This window comes from Aureispira anguillae, assembly GCF_026000115.1.
GTDB classification, from domain to species: Bacteria; Bacteroidota; Bacteroidia; order Chitinophagales; family Saprospiraceae; genus Aureispira; species Aureispira anguillae.
Window position 1 is genome coordinate 6,871,596 of sequence record NZ_AP026867.1, and the last position, 26,226, is coordinate 6,897,821.

The following is a 26,226-nucleotide window of genomic DNA, read 5'->3' on the forward strand; positions in this document are numbered from 1 at the left end:
CGAATACTACAAAGTTGAGCAAAGAAGCGGATAAAAAATATCGTAAAAAGTTCTAAAAATAGTAGTTTTGGGTCAAGCTTTTTTAGAAACAAATCCAATAAAAAAAGGCCCTCTTGTAGAGCGCCTATATGATTTTTTGAAAAGGAGTGAGCAGATGACTAAAGTTTTTCACAGATGTGAATAAAGGCAGGCGGTACATTAAGCATTACAAAATCGATCTCTGTGTTGTTAAAGATGCGCTCATAACGTTTTTTGGCAACTAGAGAATAGTGCAGTTGAACATATTTGCCACCCTTTTTTAAGAATTTGTGCGCTTCTTCAATAATATCATCTTCGGGAATAATAACAAAAGGAATGGCAGAAATAACTGCATCTGCTTCTTCAAAACCAGCTTGACGAATATAATCGCCTAATTTTTTTGCATCGTCATTAATGATGGTGATGCGCTCATCATGACCGAATTTTGTTTGCAACTCTTCATAAAATTTATCATTGATCTCAAAACAAAGAAGTTTTGCATCAGGAGCCATTTTTTGTAGGATTTGTTTGGTGATGGGACCATCTCCTGCACCCAGTTCAACAATACATTTTGCGGCACCAAAATTTACGTGCTTATCTTTGGTCATTGTTTTTCCTACAAAATGTGAAGATCTAGAAAAGGTACCAACTTCTTTGAAGTGTTTGATGCCTTGTATGAAAAATTTTATTGCACCCATGTTTTGAATTTTGTATTGGACAATACTAGTGAAATACAAATGATATGTGGTTTTCTTAGCGAAGGTTGGCACCCAATTATTTAGCCATGTTTGGGGGATTGAAGTTGCCTTATTCGTCTGTCCAAAAGTTATTGATTTTTTAGATATACATGATACTCTGTTTATTACAAAATGGCACAGAGACTACAAAAGTAAGCTATAATTTTGCTTTTAAGCAAGAAATAGTACTTTTTTTAGTCTACAATACTTCTCTATTCAACAACAAAAGATTGTTAATGCTGTGTTATTGAACTGCAAATCAATTGTTAATGTTCTTGTTCTTTTAAATGAGCGGTATTGAATATTAGAACTATCCTTTAATTTTGTACTAACTTGTTTATATTTGCACCTTCATACACAAATGAGGACATTTTAGACAAGAAATTATTCGAATAAAAAAGCAGCATTAAAAATGAAAGTAGAACATATTGGTATTGCCATTAAAGATTTAAGTGAGAGTAATGCGTTATTTACCAAACTATTTGGCGCAACACCTTATAAAGTAGAAACGGTAGAATCAGAAGGTGTCTCAACTTCTTTTTTTCAGTGCGGCGAAACTAAAATAGAACTCTTGGAAGCTACTAGAGAAGATAGCCCAATTGCCAAATTTATTAAAAAACGAGGAGAGGGAATTCATCATATTGCATTTGAGGTAGAGGATATTTATGCAGAAATGGAACGCCTGAAACAAGAAGGATTTATTGTCTTAAATAGCAGCCCTAAAAAAGGAGCAGATAATAAATTAGTGTGCTTTCTGCATCCTAAATCTACCAATGGAGTCTTAATTGAGTTGTGTCAAGAAATAAGAGAAGAAACTACTCTCTAACTTAGATAAAGCACTAGTTAATGCCTTGTTGGTAATTGACAAAAGATGTTTTTTGACAAATGAAGTTTCTAAATCTGTACTGAAAAAACTGATATAACATCTATACTTGTTTATGGACATAGAAATATATCTATTGATTATTTTGTGCGGGGCATTTTCTGGATTCATTGCTACTTTAGCTGGTTTAGGATCTGTTCTTACACTATATATTCTTATAGAAGTAATAGGATTGGATGGAGATATTGCTAATGGCACAAATCGTGTAGGAATTATGGCAATGGCTCTAATGGCTTTGCCTACTTTTTATCGAAAAGGCCATCTGAACTTTCGACGAAGTTGGCTTATTATTTTAGCCATATTTATAGGTGCCTTAGGAGGAGTTGCATTAGCTATAACAATAGACAACAATGATTTTAGAATAATCTTTAAATATTTGTTGTTGGTAATGCTTCTTTTAGTTTTGACAAACCCTAAAAAATGGATTAGAGCAACCAACTATGAGCATCAGATCAGTAAGTGGCTCTTGCCCGTTTTTGTAGTGATGGGATTCTATGCAGGATTTATCCAAGCAGGAACAGGAATCTTTTTAGTGATCTTTTTAGCTTTGGTTGGCAAATATAGCCTTATTGATGCCAATGGAGTAAAACTATCTGCATTTGCTTTGTATACAGCGGTTTGTATTGTTGTTTTTGGTTGGGCTGGCAAAATTGATTGGGAAATTGGGAGCTTTTTGGCATTGGGGCAGGGACTAGGAGCTTATATCGCCGCCCGTTTTGCAACGAGTTATCCTAAGGCAAATGATTTTGTCCGATATTTGTTGATTGCTGTCTTAGTGATCGCAATTGTTCAGATGTTTGAGCTGTATCAATTCCTTTATTAGCTTAGATTTGAAATACGTTAATGTTAAAATTTGTTGAGTTGAGCTAAATGGTATAGATATTGGAGATACTATACAAAATCACATAAAAAATTGGTTCTTTTTAGAAAAAAAAACGTCTAGCATTCCCTACTTGCTAGACGTTTATCATTTTTTATACAAAAGACCAGTTACTATTTAGCCAATTCACTTTTATTTTTTTCTACAAATAACGCAGAAATAGAGCGATATTCGTGTACATTTCGAATGGCTCTAGAAAATAGTTTAGCAGCAGGAACAACCTTGATTTTAGAACAAGTTTGTTTCAGAGGGATGGTATCCGTTACTACCATTTCGGTCAATTCTGATTCTTCAATACGTTGGTAGGCAGGACCAGATAATACAGGATGTGTACAAAATGCACGAACACTTTTAGCCCCTTCTTGTATTAAGATTTGAGCGGCACGGCATAGTGTTCCAGCAGTGTCAACAATGTCATCTACCAAAATAACATCTTTGCCTGTTACATCACCAATAACAGTCATTTCTGCTACTTCATTGGCTTTTTTGCGGTATTTGTCACAAATGACAAGCCCTGTACCAAAATGCTGAGCATAAGCTCTTGCCCGTTTTGTACTCCCTACATCAGGAGAGGCAAAAATAACATTGCTAGTATCTTCTTTTTCTAAATGATTAAAAAAGATAGCTTCACTCTTTAGATGATCTACAGGTATGTCAAAAAATCCTTGAATTTGATCAGCGTGTAGATCCATTGTCATAATTCTATCGGCTCCTGCTGCTATCAATAGGTTAGCGAGCAATTTGGCTCCAATAGCTACTCGAGGTCTGTCTTTACGATCTTGACGAGCATATCCAAAATAAGGAATTACGGCAGTGATATAGCCAGCAGAAGCTCTTTTGGCGGCATCAATCATTAACAAAAGCTCCATAATATTGTCCGATGGAGCAAAAGTAGATTGGATAAAAAATACATACTTTCCACGTACAGATTCCTGAATGTTGGTTTGCATTTCGCCATCACTAAAGCGTTGAAGGACAACTTTTCCTAGGCTTTGTCCGTAATAGTCTGCAATTTTTTCGGAAAGGTAACGAGTACCTGTTCCAGAAAAGATAATTGTTTCAATCATGATTAGTTATGCTGTGCTTGTTAGAAGAATAGTCCTAATTTGCCACAAAGGTAATTAGATTTAATTGGCTTCACAAATAATAACTAGCTTTTGAGAAAAAACAATTTTTACTGAATTTTATGATACAAAACAGAATCGAAACGCAATAATTGTATGGTTATCATACAAATAATAGAACGGAATAGGTCGTTTCTATTTAGCGCTATCTTATGAATGAACAGCTTCAAGTCTACTTCCACAAATACTCACGCCATTCATTATACAACTCAATGATTGTCAATAAATCTCTTTTTTTGTATTTCTTCTTACTAATGGCTTCGGATAACTCTTTGTTATCTTTAAAATATTCCGCCATTTGTTTACGAAAACGACCATAATCAACTTCTGTCATTTTTTTATCTTTTTCCAAGAAGGTTTGGGTATATCCCATGTCTCCACTTGTATTATAATATTCGTACAAATGGCATTTACCTCTTTCTGGGGTTAGGCGCAACATAAATACCGAAAACCCTTTGCGCTTTCCAAGAGCATAAAATTTAGTTTCATAAATCAAGTTTCCTCTAGACCAGCTTTTGATCTCATCAGGTCGATATTTTTTTACCACTCCAGATTGATCCTTAAAACTAATTTGACTAGAATTGATAGCTGGTGTATTCAAAATAACAGTGCCATAAATCTTTCGGTCGTTGATATCGATAACATAGTCGGAGTTTTGGGCATGGATGGTTTGTTGTAAGAGTAATAGGGCAGTAAATACAAAAATAAATTTCATGTAGAATGTTATTTATTACATCGTAATTTATTAGCAGTATAGCTCAATAAAAATAGAGCTATAGGATTGCTTATGTTACAATGTATTTAGTATCAAAATGTTTTTTATGGAAAACGAACAAATCTCCCTTTATGTTTTTCTTTTTACCAAAATTAACAGAGACTAGGAAGGATTGGATGGTTGGTAGAACATCCTTATTACTTAGGTTTTATTTCAACAGAAAATATGCAATATAATTATTCTTGAGCATAGAAAGCTTATTGTGAGAAACATATTTCAATTTGCGTGCATCCCAATTGCCTTTTGGATAAAATGAAAAATAACAATAGCGTATAGCCACAGGTTTTTAATATTTTTGTGCGTAAAATATTGTTTATTAAGTGATTGAACTTTTTGGTTGATAAGAAGGAGGGAAATAAAATATAAAGAAATTGACTGTTCAATAGAAAAGGTGTAAGTTTGAGTATCCCTAAGAAATACATTTACAATAGAGGATGTTTTCTCAAAACCAATTGACTTAATTATGGAAGTATCGCTAGATGTAATTAATCATTTCAGGACACGTTACCCTTTTTTGGAAGATGAAGATATTGAAAGTGTCTTGGATTTAGTGGTGTTTAAGACTTATAACGCTAATGATTTTTTTGTAAGGTTTGAGGAGGTGAATACCAATATATTTTTAGTTTTAAATGGATTGTTTAAAACTTATTACTTAGATGAAAATGGAGAAGAAGTTATTATTAACTTTTACAAAGAAAATGATATTTCTGGGAATTGGTACTCTACTTTATTGGGAGAACCTTCTAAGCTTTGTATTAGTGCACTAGAGCCTTCTGTCATTATCCAAGTTGATATACGAAAAATAGATGCTCTAGCTTTTAACAATATTAATATACTAAGGGCTTATAGCGATATTCTAAAAGGAAAACTAATTAGCTCACTGCATAAGATATGGGGAAATATGAATGAAAAACCTGAAGTGCGTTTTTTGCGATTAAAAGAAGAACGAGCAGATTTGTTGGATAGATTGTCTCAAAAACAGATCGCTTCTTTTTTAGGCATAACTCCTGTTTCTTTGTCAAGAATAAAGAAACGATTATCGATGAAAAGTTAGGAGCAGTATTATCTTTTGTTAATCGATTTGTTCACAATATTATTTATCTTTAAAGATTGAACGAAAAGTACTTTGTGAAAGTATGCTTTTCTACCTGTATTAGAATTAATTATATAATGGATAAGGACTAAGTTTACTATTCTTGTTGTAGTAGTAAAGGCAGGAATAAACCCTTAAAAGGCAGGAATAGGCACCTTGTTGCTTAGGATTTTTTTTACTTTTGTCCCCACTCCAAATAAAAAACATGCACAATGAAAAGATACTTAATCACAAAATTAAGTATCTGAACCATGAGCCTAATAGCAATCAAATTGTCTATTGAGGCTTAAAAGAATAAATACCTTTTCATTCAAGGTAGTGCATTCTATGCCTAGATATTTATTGCTGATAAAGTCTAGTGTATCCCATATTTTGTATACATAATTCACCTATTTAATATATGTTCTAGTTTAGTGAGAAGGTCTCTATTGATTTCCCATTTTCACAAATAGTAGAATAAAAAACAAGTTAATATGCAAACATCTTTACTTGATTCGAAGAACAAGAGACATACCCTATACCCTTGGGCGATGTGCTTGATGGCTTCTTTTTTTTTATTGTTAACAACTTCCCAACTAAAAGCAGAAGGAACGGCTCAAGTGATGCCGACAGCTACTAATGGTACTGCTCTTTGGATAAGGGAGAGTTTAGGTTATGGAGCCTTTCGGAATGCTCCTAATGGAAATAGATTAAAGATTTCTATTCAAAACCACACGATTGAAAACCTTTATTTTGGGCTTAATGCATGGGAGCGTTTACCAGCTGCTGCACCCGCAGCCAATGTATTTTATCGAATCATTGATCCCCTAGGTACTGAAGTGGTAGCGCCTACTGCTGTGCCACTTGCTGGGGCTGGTTTTATCCCCAATTATGCACAAGCTGTTGCAGGACCAAATGTAGGAGGTTTAAATCCTGCTGGTTATACTCCTATTGTGTTTAACCCTACCCAAAATGGAGAGTATTATATTGAAATCTATCAAAGTGCAGATGGAGGGGCAACTTCCTTAGCAACCGCTAATGGCGAAATATTCTTTCCATTTTTTGATTTCACAGTTGCAGAAACCAATAATACAATTTATACAGGACGTTTACATTGCCAAAATTGGTCTTTTATTGCTTATGATCCAGCTTCGGCAACCTTTACACCAGGATTGAATTTCTCTTTTGAGGGGGACTATTATGCCTATACTTCTGATAGTTCTGTTATTCGAGTCAATTTTGAGCCTGGGTTTCGCCCTTTTGGTTATGTATTAGCAATGAATAAATTTGGGATTAATAATACAGGAAACTTCTTGACAGATCGAGTATCTGAATATACAGGAACTTCTTCTCCTGCATTTGCCAATGGCTATGAGGTGTTTTTGGCCGTCCCAGATACTAGTGTTTTTACGGTTGCAGCTCCTTCTAGTGCTCCCGCTATACCAAGTAATGTATATGGTTGTCCAGGCAATTATTTTTTACCATTGTATATTCCCGATCCAGGGGATGTAGCTCTTTTGTTAGATTTAAATGGTATACCAGGTTATCAAACTGGATCGGCAGATCGAGTGTTAGAATTATATGATTTAACCGCAGGAAACCATGTTTTACAATGGAATGGTTTAGATGGCTTAGGCAATCCTGTAGCGGGTAATGTTAATTTCACAGTAACTGCTACACTGTTTAGAGGAAGAACGAATATTCCTATGCACGATGCAGAGCTAAATTCTAATGGACTTTCTATAACGGCTTTCTTCCCTTCTATAGGTACTAGAAAATTATATTGGGACGATAGCAATGTAGCCAATTTTGGTACTTGTGGTGATAATGGCACCGATAATACAACAGGAACAGGAGTTGCTTCTGTCAATATGTTAGAAGGTTTTGTTGGACCAACTCATGCTTGGGATGGTGATGCAACATTTGCTGTTCCTGCACCTACAGCAGGTGTGGGCTCTACAACCTTAGGAACATTATGCGATGACTTTGGTAATGCTAGAACTATTAATACTTGGTTTTGGTCTTATGATGTTTCTTCCATGCCTTTTGCTAGAACAACTCCAGATTGTGATACAGATAATGATGGTATTACGGATGCTTTGGATATAGATGATGATAATGATGGTATTCCTGATTTAGTAGAACATGCAACCGATCCTTTGTTGGATGCAGACGGAGATGGTATTCCTGATTATTTAGACCCAGATGTGGCAGGTTTTGTAGATGCTAACTTTGATGGGGTAAATGATGTTTTTGATACCGATGGCGATGGAATAATCAATTCTTTTGATTTAGATGCCGATAACGATGGTATTCCAGATCTTGTAGAGGCTGGTGGTACTGATATTAATGGTGATGGTTTGGTTGATAATATGGTAGATGTAACGATTTCTGGGGCTTATACAGAAGCAGGATGTACGGCAACACCTTTAGTAATTGCTAGTCCAACTGCACTGACTTTGAGTGGCGATGGTAATCAAGATATCGCACTTCCTTTTCCATTTGATTACTTTGGAACTACTTTCACAGGAAATTTACGGGTAAATATGAATGCTTGGGTAAGCTTTGATGCCATTAACCCAGGTTCTCCGTGGGTGCCTCAGACTTTTCCAGATGCAACTTATACAAATACCATTGCAATGAACTGGGCTGATTCTGAACCTCAGAATGGTGGAACAGTACGTTTTGGTACGAATGGAACAGCTCCCAATAGAATTTTTATCTTGGAATTTGTGAATAATCCCTTTTTTGCACCAACTACAGGAAGCATAACGACACAGTTGCAACTACATGAAACAACCAATGAAATAAGAATTGTGACGACCAACTTTAATCCTTCGGCAGGGAATGCTTCTATGGGATTAAATCAGAATGGTACGACTTCGTATTCTGTTGCAGGACGTAATAATGCTTTTTATAATATTACAACTCCTGAATGTAGAGCATTTACTTATGCAGGGCGTACTCCGAATGGTTTGACAGATGTATACGATGACAATCCAATTGCAAATGGAGATTTGGATCAAGATGGTATTCCTAATTTCTTGGACTTAGATTCTGATGGAGATGGCATTTTGGATGTGACTGAAGCAGGAGGAGTAGATGCGAATGGAGATGGTCAAGCAGATAATTACATTGATACAGATGGTGACGGCTTTAATGATGCTGTAGATGGGGATGTTGGAAACGATGGTACGGCAGAGAATACAGCCAATGCAACCACGGTAACAGGAGCGGATACGGATGGAGATGGTGTACCAAATTCTTATCCAAACGACAACCAAGATGGGGATAATAATTATAACTTCTTGGATATAGATGCGGATAACGATGGAATCGTAGACAATACAGAAGGACAGGCAACGGCTTCTTACATTGCCCCAGCAGGGACAGATGCAGATGGAGATGGCATAGACGATGCTTACGATAATGACGACGCAAGATTTGGGGGAGCGGGCTCAGGAATTGTACCGAATAATGCAGATGGAGCAGATAATCCCGATTACTTAGATTTGGATACGGACAACGATGGTGAATCAGATCTAATAGAGGGACATGATACGAACGGAGATGGAGTAGTAGATGGAACGGATAGTCCCAATGCCAATACAGGTTTATCTGGAGGGACAACAGATGCAGATGGAGATGGCTTGTTGGATGGTTATGATAACAATACCGCAAGTACGGATGCCACCAATACCAATTTGAACCCCAATAGCCATCCTGATGCAGATGGTCAAAGTTCTGAGCGAGACTGGAGGGATGCGCTAGATGCAGATCAAGATGGTACGCCTGATGTTGTGGATATAGATTCAGATAATGATGGAATTTTGGATATAAACGAAATGGATTGTTCTAATAGCAACCAAGGCTTTGCGGCATTTCCAAGTTCTAATTCAGGGATAATTACTGCTGGTTTGGCTAGTGCCAATTATACGATTACAGAAAATGCTGCTACGACAGGGTATACTGCTTCTGAAACATATACAGGCGGAGCTAATGGTATTGAAGTTATGAATAGTCAAGTGTTAGCAGGTAATGATGTCCTTTCTTATACCTTGAACTTGTCATCTATAACTGCTGGTTATTCACCTGTTATTAGATTGGGGCAAGTATTAACTACTACTACTGGTAATAATGAGTCTTCTACTTGGATCATAAGTTGGAATGGAGGTGGTGTTGCTACTTATAGCGATCTGGCTAGCCCAACAGCAACTATGTATCAAGCAGGAGTTAATGACCCTGGATTTGATATTAACGAAAGACAAATAGGGGGACTAGGAACTTCAGGAACAATTAGTAATGGAGGTAGCTTTGATACCTATATGATTAGAAATTCAGCGGCAGAGTGGTCTATTGAATTTCCAGAAGGAATTACTAGTGTAACGTTTACCAAAGTAGCTTGGACGGGAGTCGTTCCAACTGGAAAAGATGGCGGTTACCCCAAAATAGAATTAAATGATGGGGCAGGGGATAATGGAGAAACCTTTAATGAATGGTTTGCTTTTCAAGTTGATTTTGTAGCGACTTGTGTTGCCATTGATACAGATGGAGACGGTATACCGAACCATTTAGACCTAGATTCAGACAACGACGGCATAGCAGATATAGTAGAAGCAGGAGGAGTAGATACAAATGGCGATGGTGTAGTAGATAATTATACGGATACGGATAACGATGGTCTAAGCGATGAATACGATGTAGACAATGGAGGAACTGCGATAGCGAATAGTGACAGTGATGGCGATGGCATCTTGGATGTCTTAGATTTGGATTCGGACAACGATGGAATTGCAGATGTGGTAGAAGCAGGCGGCACCGATGAAAATGGAGATGGTCTAGCGGATAACTTTGCCGATACCGATGGCGATGGTTTTAACGATGCAGTAGATGGCGATGTCGGGAACGATGGGACAGCAGAAAATAGCAGTGATGCTTTGATCTTGACAGGAGTAGATACGGATAATGATGGCGCTCCTGATTCTTATTCCTCAGGAGATGCAGATGGAGATGGTGTACCCAATCATTTAGATTTGGATGGCGATAATGATGGCATACCAGATGTGGTAGAAGCAGGTGGCACCGATGCAGATGGAGATGGTCTAGCAGATAACTTTGCCGATACCGATGGCGATGGTTTTAACGATGTGGTAGATGGCGATGTCGGGAATGATGGTACGGCAGAGAATATAGCAGATGTTTTGGTTTTAACAGGAGCCGATACCAATGGAGATGGTGCCCCAGATACTTATGCAAGAGGAGATTTGGATGGCGATGGTATTCTAAATCAATTTGATTTGGATGCGGACAACGATGGTATTTTGGATGTAGAAGAAGCAGGCGGAATAGATGCCAATAGAGATGGAATAGCGGATGGTTTTGTGGATATAGATGGGGATGGTTTTAACGATGGCGTAGATGGCGATGTCGGGAACGATGGCACGGCAGAGAATACAGCAAATGCAATGACTGTAACAGGAGCAGATGGAAATGGAGATGGAAGACCAGATACTTATCCAAACGATAACCAAGATGGAGACAACAATTACAACTTCTTGGATATAGATGCGGACAACGATGGAATCGTAGACAATACAGAAGGACAAGCAACGGCTTCTTACCTTGCCCCAGCAGGGACAGATGCAGATGGAGATGGGATAGACGATGCTTACGACAATGACGATGCAAACTTTGGTGGAGCAGGTTCAGGAATTGTACCCAATAATGCGGATGGAGTAGACAATCCCGATTATTTGGACTTGGATAGTGATAATGATGGTTTATTAGATAATCTAGAGGGGCACGATACGAATGGAGATGGTCTAGTAGATGGCACAGATAGTCCAAATGCGAATACAGGTTTATCAGGAGGAGCAACAGATGCGGATGGAGACGGCTTGTTGGATGGTTATGATAACAATACAGCAAGTACGGATGCCACCAATACCAATTTGAATCCCAATAGTCATCCAGATGCAACCAATGGGGTAACGATAGAGCGGGATTGGCGAGAAGGAAATACAACTTATGCAGCGAATGACATCAATACGACACCAATTAATGAGACGGCAAGTGGTAATGTCTTAACCAACGATTGGGATCATGAAAACAATACGCAAGTATTGACAGGTAACATAACAATAGATACAGATGGAGATGGCGTACCAGAAACAGCCAATGGATTGGGAACAGGAGTGACGGTAGGAGGAGTAAATGAAGATGGGACAGCTAATAACAATGCAGGCACTTTGACGCAAAATTCAGATGGGACGTATACATTTGTACCCACAGCAAATTTTGTAGGAGAGGTACGCTATAGCTATCAAGTATGTGATAACGGGAGTCCTCAAGCTTGTGAGGAAGCATTGGTAACAATAGATGTAGAACCCTTGCCAACCACTGATAATGGAGAATTGGCACTGGCACCAGATGCGAATGTCACCTATGACGATTTAGCCGTAAGTGGTCAAGTTTTGTCGAATGACAACGATCCAGATGGGGATAACATCACTGTGACTGGGACAATCAATATAGACACAGATGGAGATGGAGTAGTAGATGGTACAGTAGGATTGGGACTAGGAACAACCATAGCGGGAGTGGATCAAAATGGAGCAGCAGTGACCAATGCAGGCACCTTGACGCAAAATGCGGATGGAAGTTATACCTTTGATCCTGTAGCAGGTTTTGTAGGAGAGGTTGTTTATGAGTATACGGCTTGTGATGATGGCGTGCCTATGAGCTGTGAAACAACAACGGTGACAATACATGTATTACCATCAGTGTACAACAGTACAAATGCAATCGATGATGAGGAGTTTTTAGACAAAGGGACGACCTTAACGGCAAATGTGTTGGACAACGATAGTGATGTAGAAGGAGATAGCCAAATCGGAGGGGTAAGTTTGGTGAGTGGAGCAAGCCAAGGCACGGTGACTTTAAATCCAGATGGGAGTTATACGTATAGCCCAACCGATCCCAATTTTAGTGGGAACGATGAGTTTGTGTATAGCATCTGTGATGATGGAACGCCCAAAGCATGTGATACCGCAACGGTTTATCTGACGATCTTGGATGTTAATAAGGACTATGGAGATGGACCAGCAGTATATGGCGAGGCTTATCATAGAGCTATGAGAGATGGAAATGCGGATAATGTACTGGATGGTGGAACGGATATTTGGTTGGGTAGCAATACCGATTTTGAAAATGCAAGTTCGGGAGTAGGAACGGATAATTTTGACGATGGAATGGCATTAGGAACGGGAACAGCTGGTGCATTTCCAAGAACAGTGACTCCTTCTACTGTTTACAATGTAGATTTAAATCTAAACTCAGTAGCAGCAGATAATGTATTTTACGGAATGTGGATTGATTGGAATGCCGATGGGATTTACGATGACTTTTACAATGGTTCGGTAGCTGTACCAGGAGGAGCAACAACAACAACCGTTAATGTGACTTCGCCAGCAACAGTAGCGACAAATTTAGTAAATATTAGAATTCGTTTAGATGACAACCTGTTAGGGGCTGGTGATTTTGTGGGCGCAAGAACCAATGGAGAAATAGAAGATTATCAATTCTTGATGAATGATCCATTGCCTGTAGAGTTGCTGTATTTTAGAGCCAAATTGCAAGGGAAAACTCTTGGTCAATTGAATTGGGCGACAGCAACGGAGCTAAATAATGCAGGTTATGAAGTAGAACACGCTTTGCCAACAACAGGAGTGCCCGTCTTTAATCAGATTGGCTATGTAGAGGGAGCAGGAACGACCATTCAAGCTCAACATTATCAGTATGAAGTGCCCAATTTAGTAGCAGGTATTCATTATTTCCGTCTGAAACAAGTAGATTTTGATGGAACGTATACCTATACAGATATTCGTGCACTGAATGTAGAAGCGCCATTGGTACAAAAGCTATTCCCAACGCTTTTGCAGGAAGGACGTAGTACCGTTTATATCCAATTGGCAAAAGAAGATAACTATAAGGTAGAAGTCTTAACTACGTTGGGGCAGGTAGTCGAAGTACATCATACAAGCTCTCCAATAAATGCTTATTATGAAGTAGAATTTGACTTGAATCGCTATCCATCAGGAGTTTATTTGATTCGTGTGAGTAATGATAGTGGTACTTATACGGAAAAAATACGGGTAGAATAAAAAAAATTAGATCGTATATTTATAAAGACTCTAACTACCATGGTTAGGGTCTTTTTTTTATTTTTTAGCTATAAATAAGGCAAAAGTGCATTTTTTTGAAATTTAATTAGGCAAGAATGGGATGTTGCAAGGCAAAAATATGCACCTCTATGATTGAAGAAAGACTTATATTTGGATAAAATAGTAACATAATATGTTTGGTAGGAGGATGGTAAATTCCATTTTGATATAACAAATAACCAGCTCCAATAATTTGAAATGATTGCCCAAAAGAAATTTTGAATCTTTAGTTCCTTTTTAACAATTTGATACATTGTCCTATGCAAACACTATTACATTTTTCCCAAAATAAGTTCTATTTCTTTTTTTTATTAAAATCCTTAATTAGGATTAAGTTTAACCCAAACAATCAGAGTTCAATTATTGGACTATTCTTTTTTATGGGGCTTTTTTTAGGAGACAGCACAATATTTGCTTCCCCTATGCATGTAAAATATCAATCGATTAATTTTTCAGATGGAACATCTTCTATAAATGGAGCAGCAACCAATGCCTCTTCTGTTACCGACTATGTAGCAATGATAGGGGGAGATCCTTGCCCGCTTTCGGGTGATTTTCTCAATGGGTATGATATACAAGGAGGACAGTCAATGCTTACCTTTACATTCAATACCCCAGTTGACCTTAGAGTTGACAATTTTATTTATTTAGATTATTACTATTTTAATGATGTACAAAACAATTCCGATTTAAGTAGATATTTAGCAGTTCAAGATATTGTTTTAATAACATCAGCAGGAAACTTGACAGGATCAGCTACTTTTACCAATGCAACAGATGTTGCCTTAAATAATCAAGAATGGGTAAAGTTTAGGGTAGAAGTGCCTTACACAGCATCCAATACCTTAACGGTTACAGGAATTAGAGTTGACATAGAAATGAACAATGGAGGAACAGGAGCGACATTTAATACTGCTAGTTCTGAAGTTTTTGCACTTGCACTGGAAGGAATAGGAGGGAGTGATCCATTGCCAGTAGAATTGATGCATTTTAATACAGAATTAGAGGGAAAGAATGCCGCTAGCCTAAATTGGGCGACAGCAAGTGAGCTGAACAATGCTGGCTATGAAATAGAACATGCCTTGCCAACTACAGGGCTGCCCGTTTTTGAGCAAATAGACTATGTAGATGGTGCAGGCACAACCACTCAAGTACAATATTATAATTATAAAGTACCAAATTTAGTAGCAGGAGTACATTATTTTCGCTTAAAACAAGTGGATTTTGATGGAACTTACGCCTATACTGATATTCGTGCTCTAAGAGTAGACGCACCATTAGTGCAGAAATTGTTTCCCACAGTTTTGCGAGCGGGAAGGAACACTATGTATATTCAATTGGCAAAAGACGATCGTTACAAAATAGAAATCTTAACCACTTTGGGAAGTGTTGTTGAGAGACATGATATAAAGGCAAAAACAAATACCTATTATGAACTTGAATTGGATAGAAACCATTGTGCTACAGGAGTATATGTAGTTTACGTAAGGAATAATACAGGGAGTTATAGTCAAAAAATACGAATTGAATAAAACACACGTGCATTATATCATGGAGACTCTAGCTATTGCAGTTAGAGTCTTTTTTTTTATCAATTTGCCGAATGAAGCTAGTCTCAATTGGCTAGTGTTTCGAGAACATTAGCCAAACTATCATATTCCGCTATCGCATGTGCTACTTCTTGCTCATTGGTAGATGTTTCTATCAATTTAAGCAATTGAACTTGACGAATAACCATCGCATTTTCATCTGTTGTCGTATCGGATAGGCTCTGAAAAAATTTAATTCCAATAACCACTAGAAAAGCGACCATCATAAAAGCATAAGTTAAGTTGCTAACATTCTCTTTCGATTCCTGAAAATAATCATCATCTGAAATTTCATCATTGTTATAGGGTTCCAATAAATCATCATTGTCGTCTTGCATACTTATCGTTATTGGGAGTTTATTGAGAAAGACTATCTACTTGCTCGGTTTGGTCAAGTGGTAAACCAAATGGGGTAGCATCACTTTTTCTAAAAAAAAAGGTTAGAAGGATTAAAAGCATAAAAATACCAAGACCAATTACTTTTATTAGGTTTGAATTGGTGGTTTCTTCTTGATTGTACATATCTGTAAATATAATGGCTTTATAAAATGAACCTATGTACAGGACAGCCCCAGCTTGCTGGCTCACGAGCAAAGCAAGCTAAAGTTTTTTAGTATAAAATATAGGATCTTTGCTTAATAATGATTTGGATGTTAGAGCGAAGCGGTCTAAAAAATAGTGATAAACCTCCTAATATTTTGATCAACTAACCGAATTTATAGCTTTGTCCTGTACCCAAAAAATGAACAAAAAGACACAGCAAACTATTATCTAGTAACAATGCCGTAATATCTTCTAAATTAATAAAAATATAAAGAAGTTCCCTTTTTTGTAATTATTTTGTTTTTTGTAAAATTGAACTCATTCTCTGTATCTTTTGTATTATTTATAATGGAAGTTGTTAAAAAATGATCTTAACACCTGCGATCCAACCATAGCAGCCATCGGATCGGCAGCTATTTTTAGTCCCGTAGCTTCCAGCTACGAAACAAAAAACGAGCTTTGCCCGATAACTACTAGCTTTGATCTCGAAAATCAACAACATTCTTAAACAACTTCATGAAGAATAATCACAACAACTAATTTTATATCATGAAAGAGACACCATTTTTTGAATTTGAAGAGTTTGGAGAAAACGAAACACCCCCTGCTAGATGGAAATCTGTGTTGAGTATTGTTATTATCGTTATTATGGCTCTATTATTGTTTAGGCTATTACTAGCTCTTGTGGTACCCATTATAACCCTTATTTTGCTAATTGCCAACAGAGATCTAGTCTCAAAAATAGCTCGAACGATTTATCAACTGTATCAGAATGAATTGTACAAGGGACTTTTAGCGACACTAGCTGCTATTTTTCTATTTGCTCCTTTTGTAATCTTTTTGTTTTTTAGAACGGTTTATTATATGTTTGTAGAGGAAAAACCTATAATTAATAACATTAGAGAAGGGGAAGAAAACGAATCAGAACTAATCAATATTGTTATTAAAGAAAAGATGAAAAATTTGCTTAGAGATGACGATAACAACTATCGATAGGTTGGTGTAGTGCTTGACCAAAGAATTTCTTTGTTAATGCGAGAGGGTAAGGGATCGACAAATAATTAAGAATAGTAACATGAAGAAAAAAATTGCGCTTATTGACATTGCACAAGCTTTGGGAGTTTCTAGAACATTGGTATCTATGGTGCTAAATGGTCAAGGTGATTTGCATGGGATTAGTCCCGTTACACAAGATAAGGTCAAAGCCAAAGCAAAAGAACTCAATTATAAGCCTAATTCTATTGCAAGAGGATTGCGAACAGGGAAATCCAATACAATAGGTCTGATTGTTACAGATATTTCTAATAATTTTTATGCTACTATTGCTCGTCGAATCGAAGATAATTTGCGTCAATTAGGTTATCATCTAATTTTTTGTAGTTCTGATGAACGAGCAGAGCGAGAGGAGGAGTTGATTCAAATGTTGAGAGGTAGACAGGTGGATGGTTTGATTTTGGCAACCACCTTTCAGGATACCAAGGTACTGAAAGAACTCATTAAGGAGGGATTTCCTTTTGTTTTAATTGATCGACATATTCCTAATTTGGAAACAGATTATGTCGTAGTTGATAATTACAAAAGCTCAAAAAAGGCAATCGAGTATTTGATGGAACAAGGGCATCGTGAGATTGGAATGTTGACCATATCGCCTTCTCACTTAAGTACTATTCAAGATCGAGAACAGGGGTATAAAGATGCCTTAACGGAACAGGGACTTACCATAAAAAATAGCAATGTTTGCCAAATAGCCTTTGATGATATTTATAATCAGGTGGGCAAATCACTGCACAAAATGTTAAACCAAGCCCAACCTGTTACGGCTATTTATGCCGTTAATAACAATATAGGAAAGGCTTGTTTAGAACATTTAGGAAAAATGGGCTTGCATATTCCCGAAGACATCGCCTTATTGAGTTATGATGATATTGATGTATTTAAATTTTGTGCTATAACGGCCATCGCTCAACCCATTCAAGAAATGGGAGACCAAGCGGTTAATATTTTGTTGAATAAAATAAAAGGAGGAAAACCCAAACCATTGCCCAACCAACAATTGATCTTACCAGCGCAAATTATTGTTCGCAAATCTTGTGAAAACTTGACGACTTCGAGATAAGGTTACTGCCTTAATAATTTCAAAATTTTGCGAGCTCTAGCGCTGAATGCAACTGGATTTTTATCCAGTTGGTCATCAATGACTAACAACAATTCTTCTTGCAAATCAGGATATTTGACACTAAAGTCGTACAAGGCACTAATCGAATATACTTTTACAGCAACCTTTATTTGAGGGGAAAGTACCCATTTGAACAACTCGTCAACCACTAACCCTTCTAATTCTTCAGGGACTCCTGCCAGCCAAATCATTTTGGCAATCGTGCGTTTAATTCCTGGAAAGGTCAATTCATCTCGTCTATTAAAACAGTGACTCACAATAGGTGCAATGCGATCAGGAGCCTTAACCAATATATGCCCCAATAGCCAAGTAAATCGCATGGCAATCGGATGTTCTGCATCCAGTAAATCCATCAAGTCGATTAGATCTATCTTTTGGTCAATGAGGTAATTGGTCCATTCTTCCCATTTCTGGCGACTAGCTTCTGAACGATCCGCTGCTAAAACGATTCTTAATGGTTTAATTAATGGGTGGTTCATACGGTTGATTTTATTAGGTTCAAGGTACTAAAATTAGCGTGAATTTTCTTTTTCTATTAGACATTATCAGGAATTGCGCAGCACTCATGGAATAATAGTGTTGTATCGTCGAAAAAGCAAGATTTACATAGATGCGGGGAATGCTTGCGCTAGTTCGATTGTGATCCCCAAAAGTATTCGTGCTATACTTCACAAGAATTTGTATCTTTGTGCCACACTAAAAAAATCGATCAATGAATTTGAAAAGTAGCATAGAATTAATGGTCTCATTACTATTTATAAGTTTGGGAATGGCTTGCAATTCTACCCAAAATATTACCACGGTTAAATGGTATGGTGTTGATTCAACAATTACTATTGATGGTGACCTAAAAGAATGGGAGCATCCACTAAAAGAGCCTAAAGATTATACTGCCATCCAATACAATGCAGGGAACGACGATAAAAACCTATACCTCTGTGTTCGGATTAATGATAAAAATATTCAACGTAGGATCATGGGATTGGGATTGTCTGTTTATATAGATACTTTGGCTAAACGAAAGGACAAAATAGGAATTGGCTACCCCTTAGCATTGACACAAGAACAGATCGAAAAAATTTCTTTTCAGGCAACTAAAGGCAGCTTTAAGATTGACGATCGTGCTTTGGATCAAGCTTATGCCGACATCTGCCAAGAGTTTGAATTGATTGGTTTTGTTGAAGAGGAGCCAACAGAAAAAATTCGAGTCAGTAATTTAGCGTCCAAAGAGCTTAAAACAGCCATGGGCTTTGATCATGTAGGGGCAATGATTTGTGAATTCAAAATTCCTTTGAATCAACTGTTAAAAGGCACTATAAATTATGATGAAGTGATGAGTATTGGCATTCGAGTAAATCAACCTGCTGCTAATGCAGATGATGACCCTGGGCTGTTTAACGATCCCTCTAGCAATGGTATAACAGGAAGTGGACAATTGCCCAATCCTATGTTACAAGGAGCGAATCAATCTGCAATTAGTCGCCAACCTTCCCGCAGTTCAAATGGTAACATTACAGGGGTCTGGGCAAAAATTCAATTGAGCAAACAATAATCATTTGTTCAATAAAAAAAGTTATTTGTAAACAGGTGGCTCATGATAAGGGCTATCTTCCTACTTGGCGGAGTTTTGATAATCAATAGAATAGATTGAAAATGTGCCTTGTCAATCTATTGGTAATCAATCGTGTATTAATAAAGATATAGAGATTTTAATATTTTGAACCGCTATTCTTTTTTTCGACAAAAAATTGTAACTTCGCACGGGTTGAAAATCAAAGAATTTCTTTGAAAAAGACAGCTAATAATCAACAGTTAAATTACAGTTTTTTTATAAAAAAAAAACTTACTTAAAAATTGAGAAACATGGAACAAAACAAATCAAAAATCATCTATACTAAGACAGACGAAGCACCTTTTTTAGCAACGTTTTCTTTTTTGCCAATTATCAAAACGTTTACAGATGCTGCGGGTATAGAAGTTGAGTTGAGTGATATCTCTCTAGCTGGTAGAATTATTGCTAATTTTCCTGATTTTTTGACTGAAGAGCAAAGAATGCCTGATGCATTGGCTGAATTAGGAGAGTTGGTGCTTAAGCCAGAGGCAAATGTGATTAAATTGCCTAATATTAGTGCTTCTGTTCCTCAATTAAAAGCAGCGATCAAAGAGCTTCAAGCTGCGGGATACGCATTGCCTGATTATCCAGACGATGCAGAGACAGAAGAAGAAAAAGCAATTCAAAAGAGATACAATAAAATTAAAGGTTCTGCCGTAAACCCTGTTTTAAGAGAAGGAAACTCGGATCGTAGAGCACCTAAACCTGTAAAAAAATACGCTAAAAATAATCCTCATTCTATGGGGGCTTGGTCAGCTGATTCTAAGTCTCATGTAGCTACAATGACAAGTGGAGATTTTCGTTCTAATGAAAAATCGGTAACCTTGGAATCTGCTACAGATGTACGCATTGAGCATGTTGCAGCAGATGGTACAGTGACTACTTTAAAGGATAGTTTTCCAATCTTGGCAGGTGAAGTGATTGATGGTACGATGTTGAGCAAAAAAGCTTTATTGGCATTTTTGGATGCTCAAGTAGCAGATGCTAAAGCACAGGGAGTGCTATTTTCATTGCACATGAAAGCAACAATGATGAAAGTGTCTGATCCAATTATATTTGGGCATGGGGTTAGAACATTCTTTAAGGACGTTTTTGCCAAACATGCTGTTGTTTTAGAAGAGTTGGGTGTGGATGTTAACAATGGTTTTGGTGATTTGTTGAACAAAATCGAAACACTTCCTGCTGACCAAAAGGCTGCAATAGAGGCAGATATTCAGGCTGCTTATGAAAATGGTCCTGATGTTGCTATGGTTGATTCTGATAAAGGAATTACGAATTTGCATGTACCTAGTGATGTAATTATTGATGCTTCAATGCCTGCAATGATTCGTACTTCGGGTTGTATGTGGAACAAAGAAGGAAAAACGCAAGATACCAAGGCTGTTATTCCTGATAGCAGTTATGCAGGTATTTATCAAGTTGTTATTGATTTCTGTAAAAAACATGGAGCGTTTGATCCTACTACTATGGGGACTGTTCCTAATGTAGGGCTAATGGCTCAAAAAGCAGAAGAATATGGCTCGCACGATAAAACATTTGAAATTCAAACAGAAGGTACGGTAAGAGTAGTTGATGCAGCGGGAAATACCTTGATAGAGCATGCTGTTGAAGTGGGAGATATTTGGAGAATGTGCCAAGTAAAAGATGCACCAATCCAAGATTGGGTGAAATTGGCAGTAACTAGAGCCAGAGCTTCACAAACTCCTGCTGTTTTTTGGTTGGATGAGAATAGAGCGCATGATGCAGAATTAATCAAAAAAGTAAATACTTATTTGCCAAATCACGATACAGATGGATTAGAAATTCATATTATGTCTCCAATGGATGCTACTGCATTTTCTTTAGAGCGTATCAAAGAGGGCAAGGACACTATTTCTGTAACTGGAAATGTATTACGTGATTACAATACAGATTTATTTCCAATTCTAGAATTGGGAACTTCTGCAAAGATGTTGTCTATTGTTCCACTCATGAATGGTGGAGGATTGTTTGAAACAGGAGCAGGAGGGTCTGCACCTAAACATGTACAACAATTTAACAAAGAAAATCACTTGCGTTGGGATTCTTTGGGTGAGTTTTTGGCATTGGCTGTTTCTTTAGAACATTTAGGAAATACGTTCAATAACTCCAAAGCATTGGTATTGGGTGAGGCATTGGATCAAGCTACTGAAAAGCTATTGTTGAATAGAAAATCTCCTTCTAGAAAGGTAAATGAGCTAGACAATAGAGGAAGCCATTTCTATTTAGCCTTATACTGGGCAGAAGCAGTTGCAGCGCAAACTAAAGATGCAGAATTGCAAGAAAGCTTTGGCAAATTAGCACAGCAGTTGGCTGATAATGAAGCCAAAATTGTTGAGGAACTTAATGCTGCTCAAGGTGTAGCAATGGATGTAGATGGTTATTATTTCCCTAATGAGGAAAAAGTAAGCCAAGCAATGCGTCCAAGTTCAACCTTAAATTCAGTATTGGATACGATGTTGATTAACGCATAAGTAAGGAAAAGATAATCAATTCAAAATATGAAAGCTGCTCTATTTTTAGGGCAGCTTTTTTTTATTTTATAAAAATAGGAAATAAAGCTTAAATAATTAAGGCTTATTAAAGAGTGAATTATATATGATTGTAAAATGAAATGTGTTGATTTTGAGAAGTTTAACAATTAACTAATATCCAAGAATGATTATTCTAGGATTAAAAGACGTACTTTTGTCTTTCTCAAAAAGACAGCCCCACTGTTTACTGACAATTACAATCATTATGCAAACAAAATTACATTTTTTGATTTTATGCTTGGGTCTCGTCTTGTCTAACTTGGAGGCTCAAATCGCATACCATGGTTTCGAACAGAACGCTGGGGATACATGGGGAACTACTTTATCTACGGTCGCCTGTACCAATGGGAGCGATCGTTGGGATTATTCAACTGCATTGAGTAGTATAACTCCTGCTGTTGGCGCACAGTTTTGGGGAGTTCAAGATTTGAATGGAAATTGTGGAGGAGCAGCAGGGGAAACCATTACTTTTGCCAATGTTTCGGTAGCAACTTATACAGGGGTATCGATACAGTTTGACTACAACATTGTAGGCTATGACAGTGGCGATAATGTTTTTTATACGGTTATACTAGATGGGGTTGCACAACCTCAAGTACAACTGGTAACAGGGGGAGGTTTCTCAACGGGAGGTTACCTAACAGAAACCATAAACATTCCCAATAGTGCTAACACTGTAGGGCTAGAGTTATTAGTGGTTCAAAATGGAGGGAGTGATTATGCAGGTTTTGATAACTTCATTTTGGATGGAACTCCTACTGTAGTTTGTCCGCATACCATTACTTCTTTTGCCCCAACTTCTGGTCCTATAGGAACAGAGGTGACCATTTCAGGTACTGGTTTTACGGCTAGTTCTACGGTTGAATTTAATGGGGTGGCAGCTGCTGTTACTTTTGTGGACGCAACCACGTTGATTGCTACCCTTCCTACTGGTGCAACTACAGGTACCATCACAGTAATAGAGACAGCATGTAATCAAACGACAGCAGGTAATTTTACTTTGTTAACTTCAGGTGGAGCATGTGGCTCTATTTTAACAGATATTATTATATCAGAGGTATTTGATAATAATGGAGGTTCATTGGGGTATATCGAAATTTATAATGGAACAGGGGCTACCATTGATTTGACCAATTATAGAATCGATCGTTATGGAACTTTAACCTCTGGGACAGTTACACACTCTTATACCTTTCCAGCTACGGGAACGGGATCTTCTATTGCAGATGGTCAAGTTTTGGTTGGAAGAATCAATAGTGGTGGATCAGGTGTCCAAGATTTTGATTTCGGAGGAACTACAGCAGGTTTTAATGCTGATGATCGCTTAGAGTTGGTTCATGTTCCAACAACAACGGTTATTGATGATTTTCACGATGCTACCGTAGGAGCTGTTGGTTATATTTATAGAAGAAACAATACGGTTACTGGACCGAATCCAACATTTGCAGCAGGCGAATGGACTACGGCTACTTCTGGTGACGAAACGCATTTAGGTATCTTTACCGTTGGAGGAGGTACACCAACAATTACTACACAGCCAACGGATGTGAGCGGCTGTGCTATGAATTTTTCTGTTGCTGCAACCGCTGGAAATGGAGGTGCCTTAACCTACCAATGGTTTTATAATGAAAATGACGGAAGTGCCTTGACTTGGACTGCTGTTAGTGCTGCTGCTTTTGCAGGAGCCGTTGTTACAGGAGAAACTTCTAATGCATTGTCTATTTCGGGAGTAGTTTCTTCTTTTGATGGTTACCAGTTTTATTGCCAAGTAACAGAAGGTGGAACGTGCAATCTACCATCAGAGGCCGTGCAATTTACCTTAAATGCAGAGCGTTTTTTCCGTTCTGTCAATACGGGAAATTGGACAAATGTAGCGACTTGGGAAATGGCTAGTTCTGCGGCTGGTCCTTGGTCTTCAGCTTGTATATATCCTGAGTTTGACAACAGTGATTATATTCATATCTTAAATACACATACTGTAAGTGTAGATCAAGATTTAGTAGTAGATGAAGTTGTCATTGAAAGTGGAGGAACCCTTGCTATTAATAACAATCGTTTATTGAGGTTTAATAATGGAACGGGAGTAGATTTAGACATCCAAGGAACGTTAATTGACAATGGAAATGGAGGTGGAAATGGCGTTGATTTTGGTACGCATTCTGCTACTTGGATACTAGCAGCTAATGGCGAAATTATAAAAACAGGAACAAGCTCTATAGCGCAATATCGTGATAATTACGAAGGTGGAATTGCTACAATTCCTGCTACAGCAACTTGGCGTTATCGTCAGAGTGGTAACAGCTCCACGGTAGCTGTCATCACCTTAAATATGTTTTACCCTAATTTGTACCTAGAAGCTACTAGTGGCTCGCATAGCTTTAATGCTGCTTCTGAAATTTTTCAAGGCACTAGCGGATTTATGACCGTCAAAGGAAATATGTACATTGGGAATAGTGGCACAGGAACCGTTGATGTTTTTAATACCAATACCAATGCTTCTTTATTGCAAGTAATGGGAGATCTAATTATTGGTGGAAATGGAAGTGCAGGAACGTCTAAATTGGAAAATAATCAAGGAGGAGTCATAGGTACAGGAATTGAGGTACATGGTAATTTGATGATTCATAACAATGGTCAATTGGACATGGAAGATGGCACAGCGGCAGCAGATGGTCTAGTTAGATTACACGGCAATTGGACGGATCAAAATACAGGAAATGGTTTTGACGAAGGAGAAAGCATCGTTGAATTCCTCGGAACAACGACTCAATCGGTAAATAAGGCAACAGGCAGTGAAAGTTTTTATCAGGTAATTGTTAATAAAGCAGGGGGAAACCTTCAGAACAATGCGAGTGATATGGTCATCAAAAATGATATGACTTTTACCAATGGCATTGTATTAACTTCTGCGGCTGCCTATTTGGTTTTTGATCCTATTGCAACAGCAACCAATGCGTCAAACTTTAGTCATGTAGATGGTCCTGTAATCAAAGAAACCAATACAGGCGCAATTACCAATTTTACCTACCCAACAGGAGATAATGGGGTTTATGGTGCGATTGGAATTGAGACAAGATTTCACCATGGAGAATTTTATATTGCGGAGTATTTCTACCAAGGTTATGGTACTTATAATGTAAATGCTGCCGAATTAGACCATGTTAGTTCTTTAGAATATTGGATGTTGGATGAATTAATCGGTGGTACTGGTGAACATTTAAAAGTAACCTTGCATTGGGGACCTCACAGTAATGTTATTTCTCCCTCTAGTATGCGAGTAGGGCATTTCTTTACGCAAGCACCTAGTGTCGTCAATCAGTGGGAGCGAGAAGGGAACAGTCCTGTAATTACAGGAACAGTTGTTAATGGAACAGTTACTTCTGATTATGTGACTTCATTTAGCCCATTTACCTTGGCTGATATGCTCAATCAAATTTCTTTGCCGTTAGAATTGCTTCGTTTTGATGCAACAAAGGTAGAGCGTACTACAAAATTAGAATGGGAAGTAGCCAATGAAAAAGCTGGTGATCGTTACTGTCTTCAGCGAAGTGCTGATGCGCAAAATTTTGAAACCTTAGCTTGTTTTGATGCAACAAGTGATAACAACCAAGCCTTCTATAACTACATCGATCAGACTCCTTTGGTTGGTCATAATTATTACCGTATCCATCATATTGATTATGCAGGTGTCAATGATTATAGCAGAACTAGAGTCGTAACATTTGAAGATCCTAATGCAATGGTATTGGTTTATCCTAGCCCTGCTGACGATCGCCTAACCATAGAACTACCCTTGTTGTCTAAAGGAAATTATGCGATTACAATGATTGATGCTTTAGGGCGTATTTTGATGCAGTCAGAATTAACCAATCAGCAATCTATTTATACCATGAATACAGAAAAATTAACAGCAGGTACTTATGTGATACAAGTTCATGCACCTAATGGAAGTGTTCATACAGAAAAAGTGACGATAAGACATTAATGGTATTCAGGCATACCTAAAAAAGGCACGAGCCATCTCTTTATTAGAGGTGGCTCGT

General features: G+C 37.6%; 16 protein-coding genes. 10 read left to right on the forward strand and 6 right to left on the reverse strand.

Annotation, left to right across the window (positions count from 1 at the left end; all coding sequences use genetic code 11):
- Window positions 1–158: 158 nt before the first annotated feature.
- On the reverse strand, window positions 159–716 hold the full coding sequence (locus AsAng_RS26730) for a class I SAM-dependent methyltransferase (RefSeq protein WP_264790205.1): 558 nt from the start codon (window positions 714–716) through the stop codon (window positions 159–161).
- A gap of 451 nt (window positions 717–1,167) precedes the next feature.
- Here AsAng_RS26730 and mce point away from each other — a divergent pair, with 451 nt between their 5' ends.
- Together mce and AsAng_RS26740 are read left to right on the forward strand one after the other, a co-directional pair.
- Window positions 1,168–1,581 (forward strand): methylmalonyl-CoA epimerase, encoded by a 414-nt coding sequence (gene mce, locus AsAng_RS26735; protein ID WP_264790206.1) that lies wholly within the window; start codon window positions 1,168–1,170, stop codon window positions 1,579–1,581.
- 112 nt (window positions 1,582–1,693) lie between these two features.
- Window positions 1,694–2,461, forward strand: a complete 768-nt coding sequence (locus AsAng_RS26740) for a sulfite exporter TauE/SafE family protein (protein WP_264790207.1) — start codon at window positions 1,694–1,696, stop codon at window positions 2,459–2,461.
- A gap of 170 nt (window positions 2,462–2,631) precedes the next feature.
- On the opposite strand, the gene AsAng_RS26745 is transcribed toward AsAng_RS26740, so the two are convergent.
- Window positions 2,632–3,585 (reverse strand): ribose-phosphate pyrophosphokinase, encoded by a 954-nt coding sequence (locus AsAng_RS26745; protein WP_264790208.1) that lies wholly within the window; start codon window positions 3,583–3,585, stop codon window positions 2,632–2,634.
- Window positions 3,586–3,814: 229 nt separating this feature from the next.
- Window positions 3,815–4,357 carry a hypothetical protein gene (locus tag AsAng_RS26750; RefSeq protein WP_264790209.1) on the reverse strand — a complete coding sequence of 181 codons (543 nt, stop codon included), beginning with the start codon at window positions 4,355–4,357 and terminating at the stop codon, window positions 3,815–3,817.
- A gap of 523 nt (window positions 4,358–4,880) precedes the next feature.
- Between AsAng_RS26750 and AsAng_RS26755 the strand changes: the two genes are divergently transcribed.
- From AsAng_RS26755 to AsAng_RS26765, 3 genes are all read left to right on the forward strand, one after another.
- A complete protein-coding gene (locus AsAng_RS26755) occupies window positions 4,881–5,471 on the forward strand; it encodes a Crp/Fnr family transcriptional regulator (protein WP_264790210.1) in 591 nt (196 codons plus the stop codon).
- Window positions 5,472–5,983: 512 nt separating this feature from the next.
- Window positions 5,984–13,651 (forward strand): cadherin-like domain-containing protein, encoded by a 7,668-nt coding sequence (locus AsAng_RS26760; protein WP_264790211.1) that lies wholly within the window; start codon window positions 5,984–5,986, stop codon window positions 13,649–13,651.
- A 482-nt stretch (window positions 13,652–14,133) separates the two neighbouring features.
- The gene (locus AsAng_RS26765) at window positions 14,134–15,243 is read left to right on the forward strand and encodes a T9SS type A sorting domain-containing protein (protein WP_264790212.1); all 1,110 of its coding nucleotides are present in this window, start codon (window positions 14,134–14,136) and stop codon (window positions 15,241–15,243) included.
- 83 nt (window positions 15,244–15,326) lie between these two features.
- Here AsAng_RS26765 and AsAng_RS26770 read toward each other — a convergent pair whose 3' ends face one another.
- Together AsAng_RS26770 and AsAng_RS26775 are read right to left on the reverse strand one after the other, a co-directional pair.
- Window positions 15,327–15,638 (reverse strand): hypothetical protein, encoded by a 312-nt coding sequence (locus AsAng_RS26770; protein WP_264790213.1) that lies wholly within the window; start codon window positions 15,636–15,638, stop codon window positions 15,327–15,329.
- 19 nt (window positions 15,639–15,657) lie between these two features.
- The gene (locus AsAng_RS26775; protein WP_264790214.1) at window positions 15,658–15,822 is read right to left on the reverse strand and encodes a hypothetical protein; all 165 of its coding nucleotides are present in this window, start codon (window positions 15,820–15,822) and stop codon (window positions 15,658–15,660) included.
- 570 nt (window positions 15,823–16,392) lie between these two features.
- On the opposite strand from AsAng_RS26775, the gene AsAng_RS26780 reads away from it, so the two are divergent.
- Both AsAng_RS26780 and AsAng_RS26785 read left to right on the forward strand, forming a co-directional pair.
- Complete coding sequence (locus AsAng_RS26780; RefSeq protein ID WP_264790215.1) at window positions 16,393–16,839, forward strand: hypothetical protein; 447 nt, start codon at window positions 16,393–16,395, stop codon at window positions 16,837–16,839.
- 79 nt (window positions 16,840–16,918) lie between these two features.
- The gene (locus AsAng_RS26785; protein WP_264790216.1) at window positions 16,919–17,959 is read left to right on the forward strand and encodes a LacI family DNA-binding transcriptional regulator; all 1,041 of its coding nucleotides are present in this window, start codon (window positions 16,919–16,921) and stop codon (window positions 17,957–17,959) included.
- 2 nt (window positions 17,960–17,961) lie between these two features.
- On the opposite strand, the gene AsAng_RS26790 is transcribed toward AsAng_RS26785, so the two are convergent.
- Complete coding sequence (locus AsAng_RS26790; protein ID WP_264790217.1) at window positions 17,962–18,498, reverse strand: hypothetical protein; 537 nt, start codon at window positions 18,496–18,498, stop codon at window positions 17,962–17,964.
- 233 nt (window positions 18,499–18,731) lie between these two features.
- Here AsAng_RS26790 and AsAng_RS26795 point away from each other — a divergent pair, with 233 nt between their 5' ends.
- The 3 genes from AsAng_RS26795 to AsAng_RS26805 all read left to right on the forward strand — a co-directional run bounded on the left by AsAng_RS26795 (window position 18,732) and on the right by AsAng_RS26805 (window position 26,168).
- Window positions 18,732–19,571 (forward strand): hypothetical protein, encoded by an 840-nt coding sequence (locus tag AsAng_RS26795; protein WP_264790218.1) that lies wholly within the window; start codon window positions 18,732–18,734, stop codon window positions 19,569–19,571.
- A 311-nt stretch (window positions 19,572–19,882) separates the two neighbouring features.
- A complete protein-coding gene (locus tag AsAng_RS26800) occupies window positions 19,883–22,123 on the forward strand; it encodes an NADP-dependent isocitrate dehydrogenase (RefSeq protein WP_264790219.1) in 2,241 nt (746 codons plus the stop codon).
- 265 nt (window positions 22,124–22,388) lie between these two features.
- A complete protein-coding gene (locus tag AsAng_RS26805; RefSeq protein ID WP_264790220.1) occupies window positions 22,389–26,168 on the forward strand; it encodes a T9SS type A sorting domain-containing protein in 3,780 nt (1,259 codons plus the stop codon).
- The last annotated feature ends 58 nt before the right edge of the window (window positions 26,169–26,226 follow it).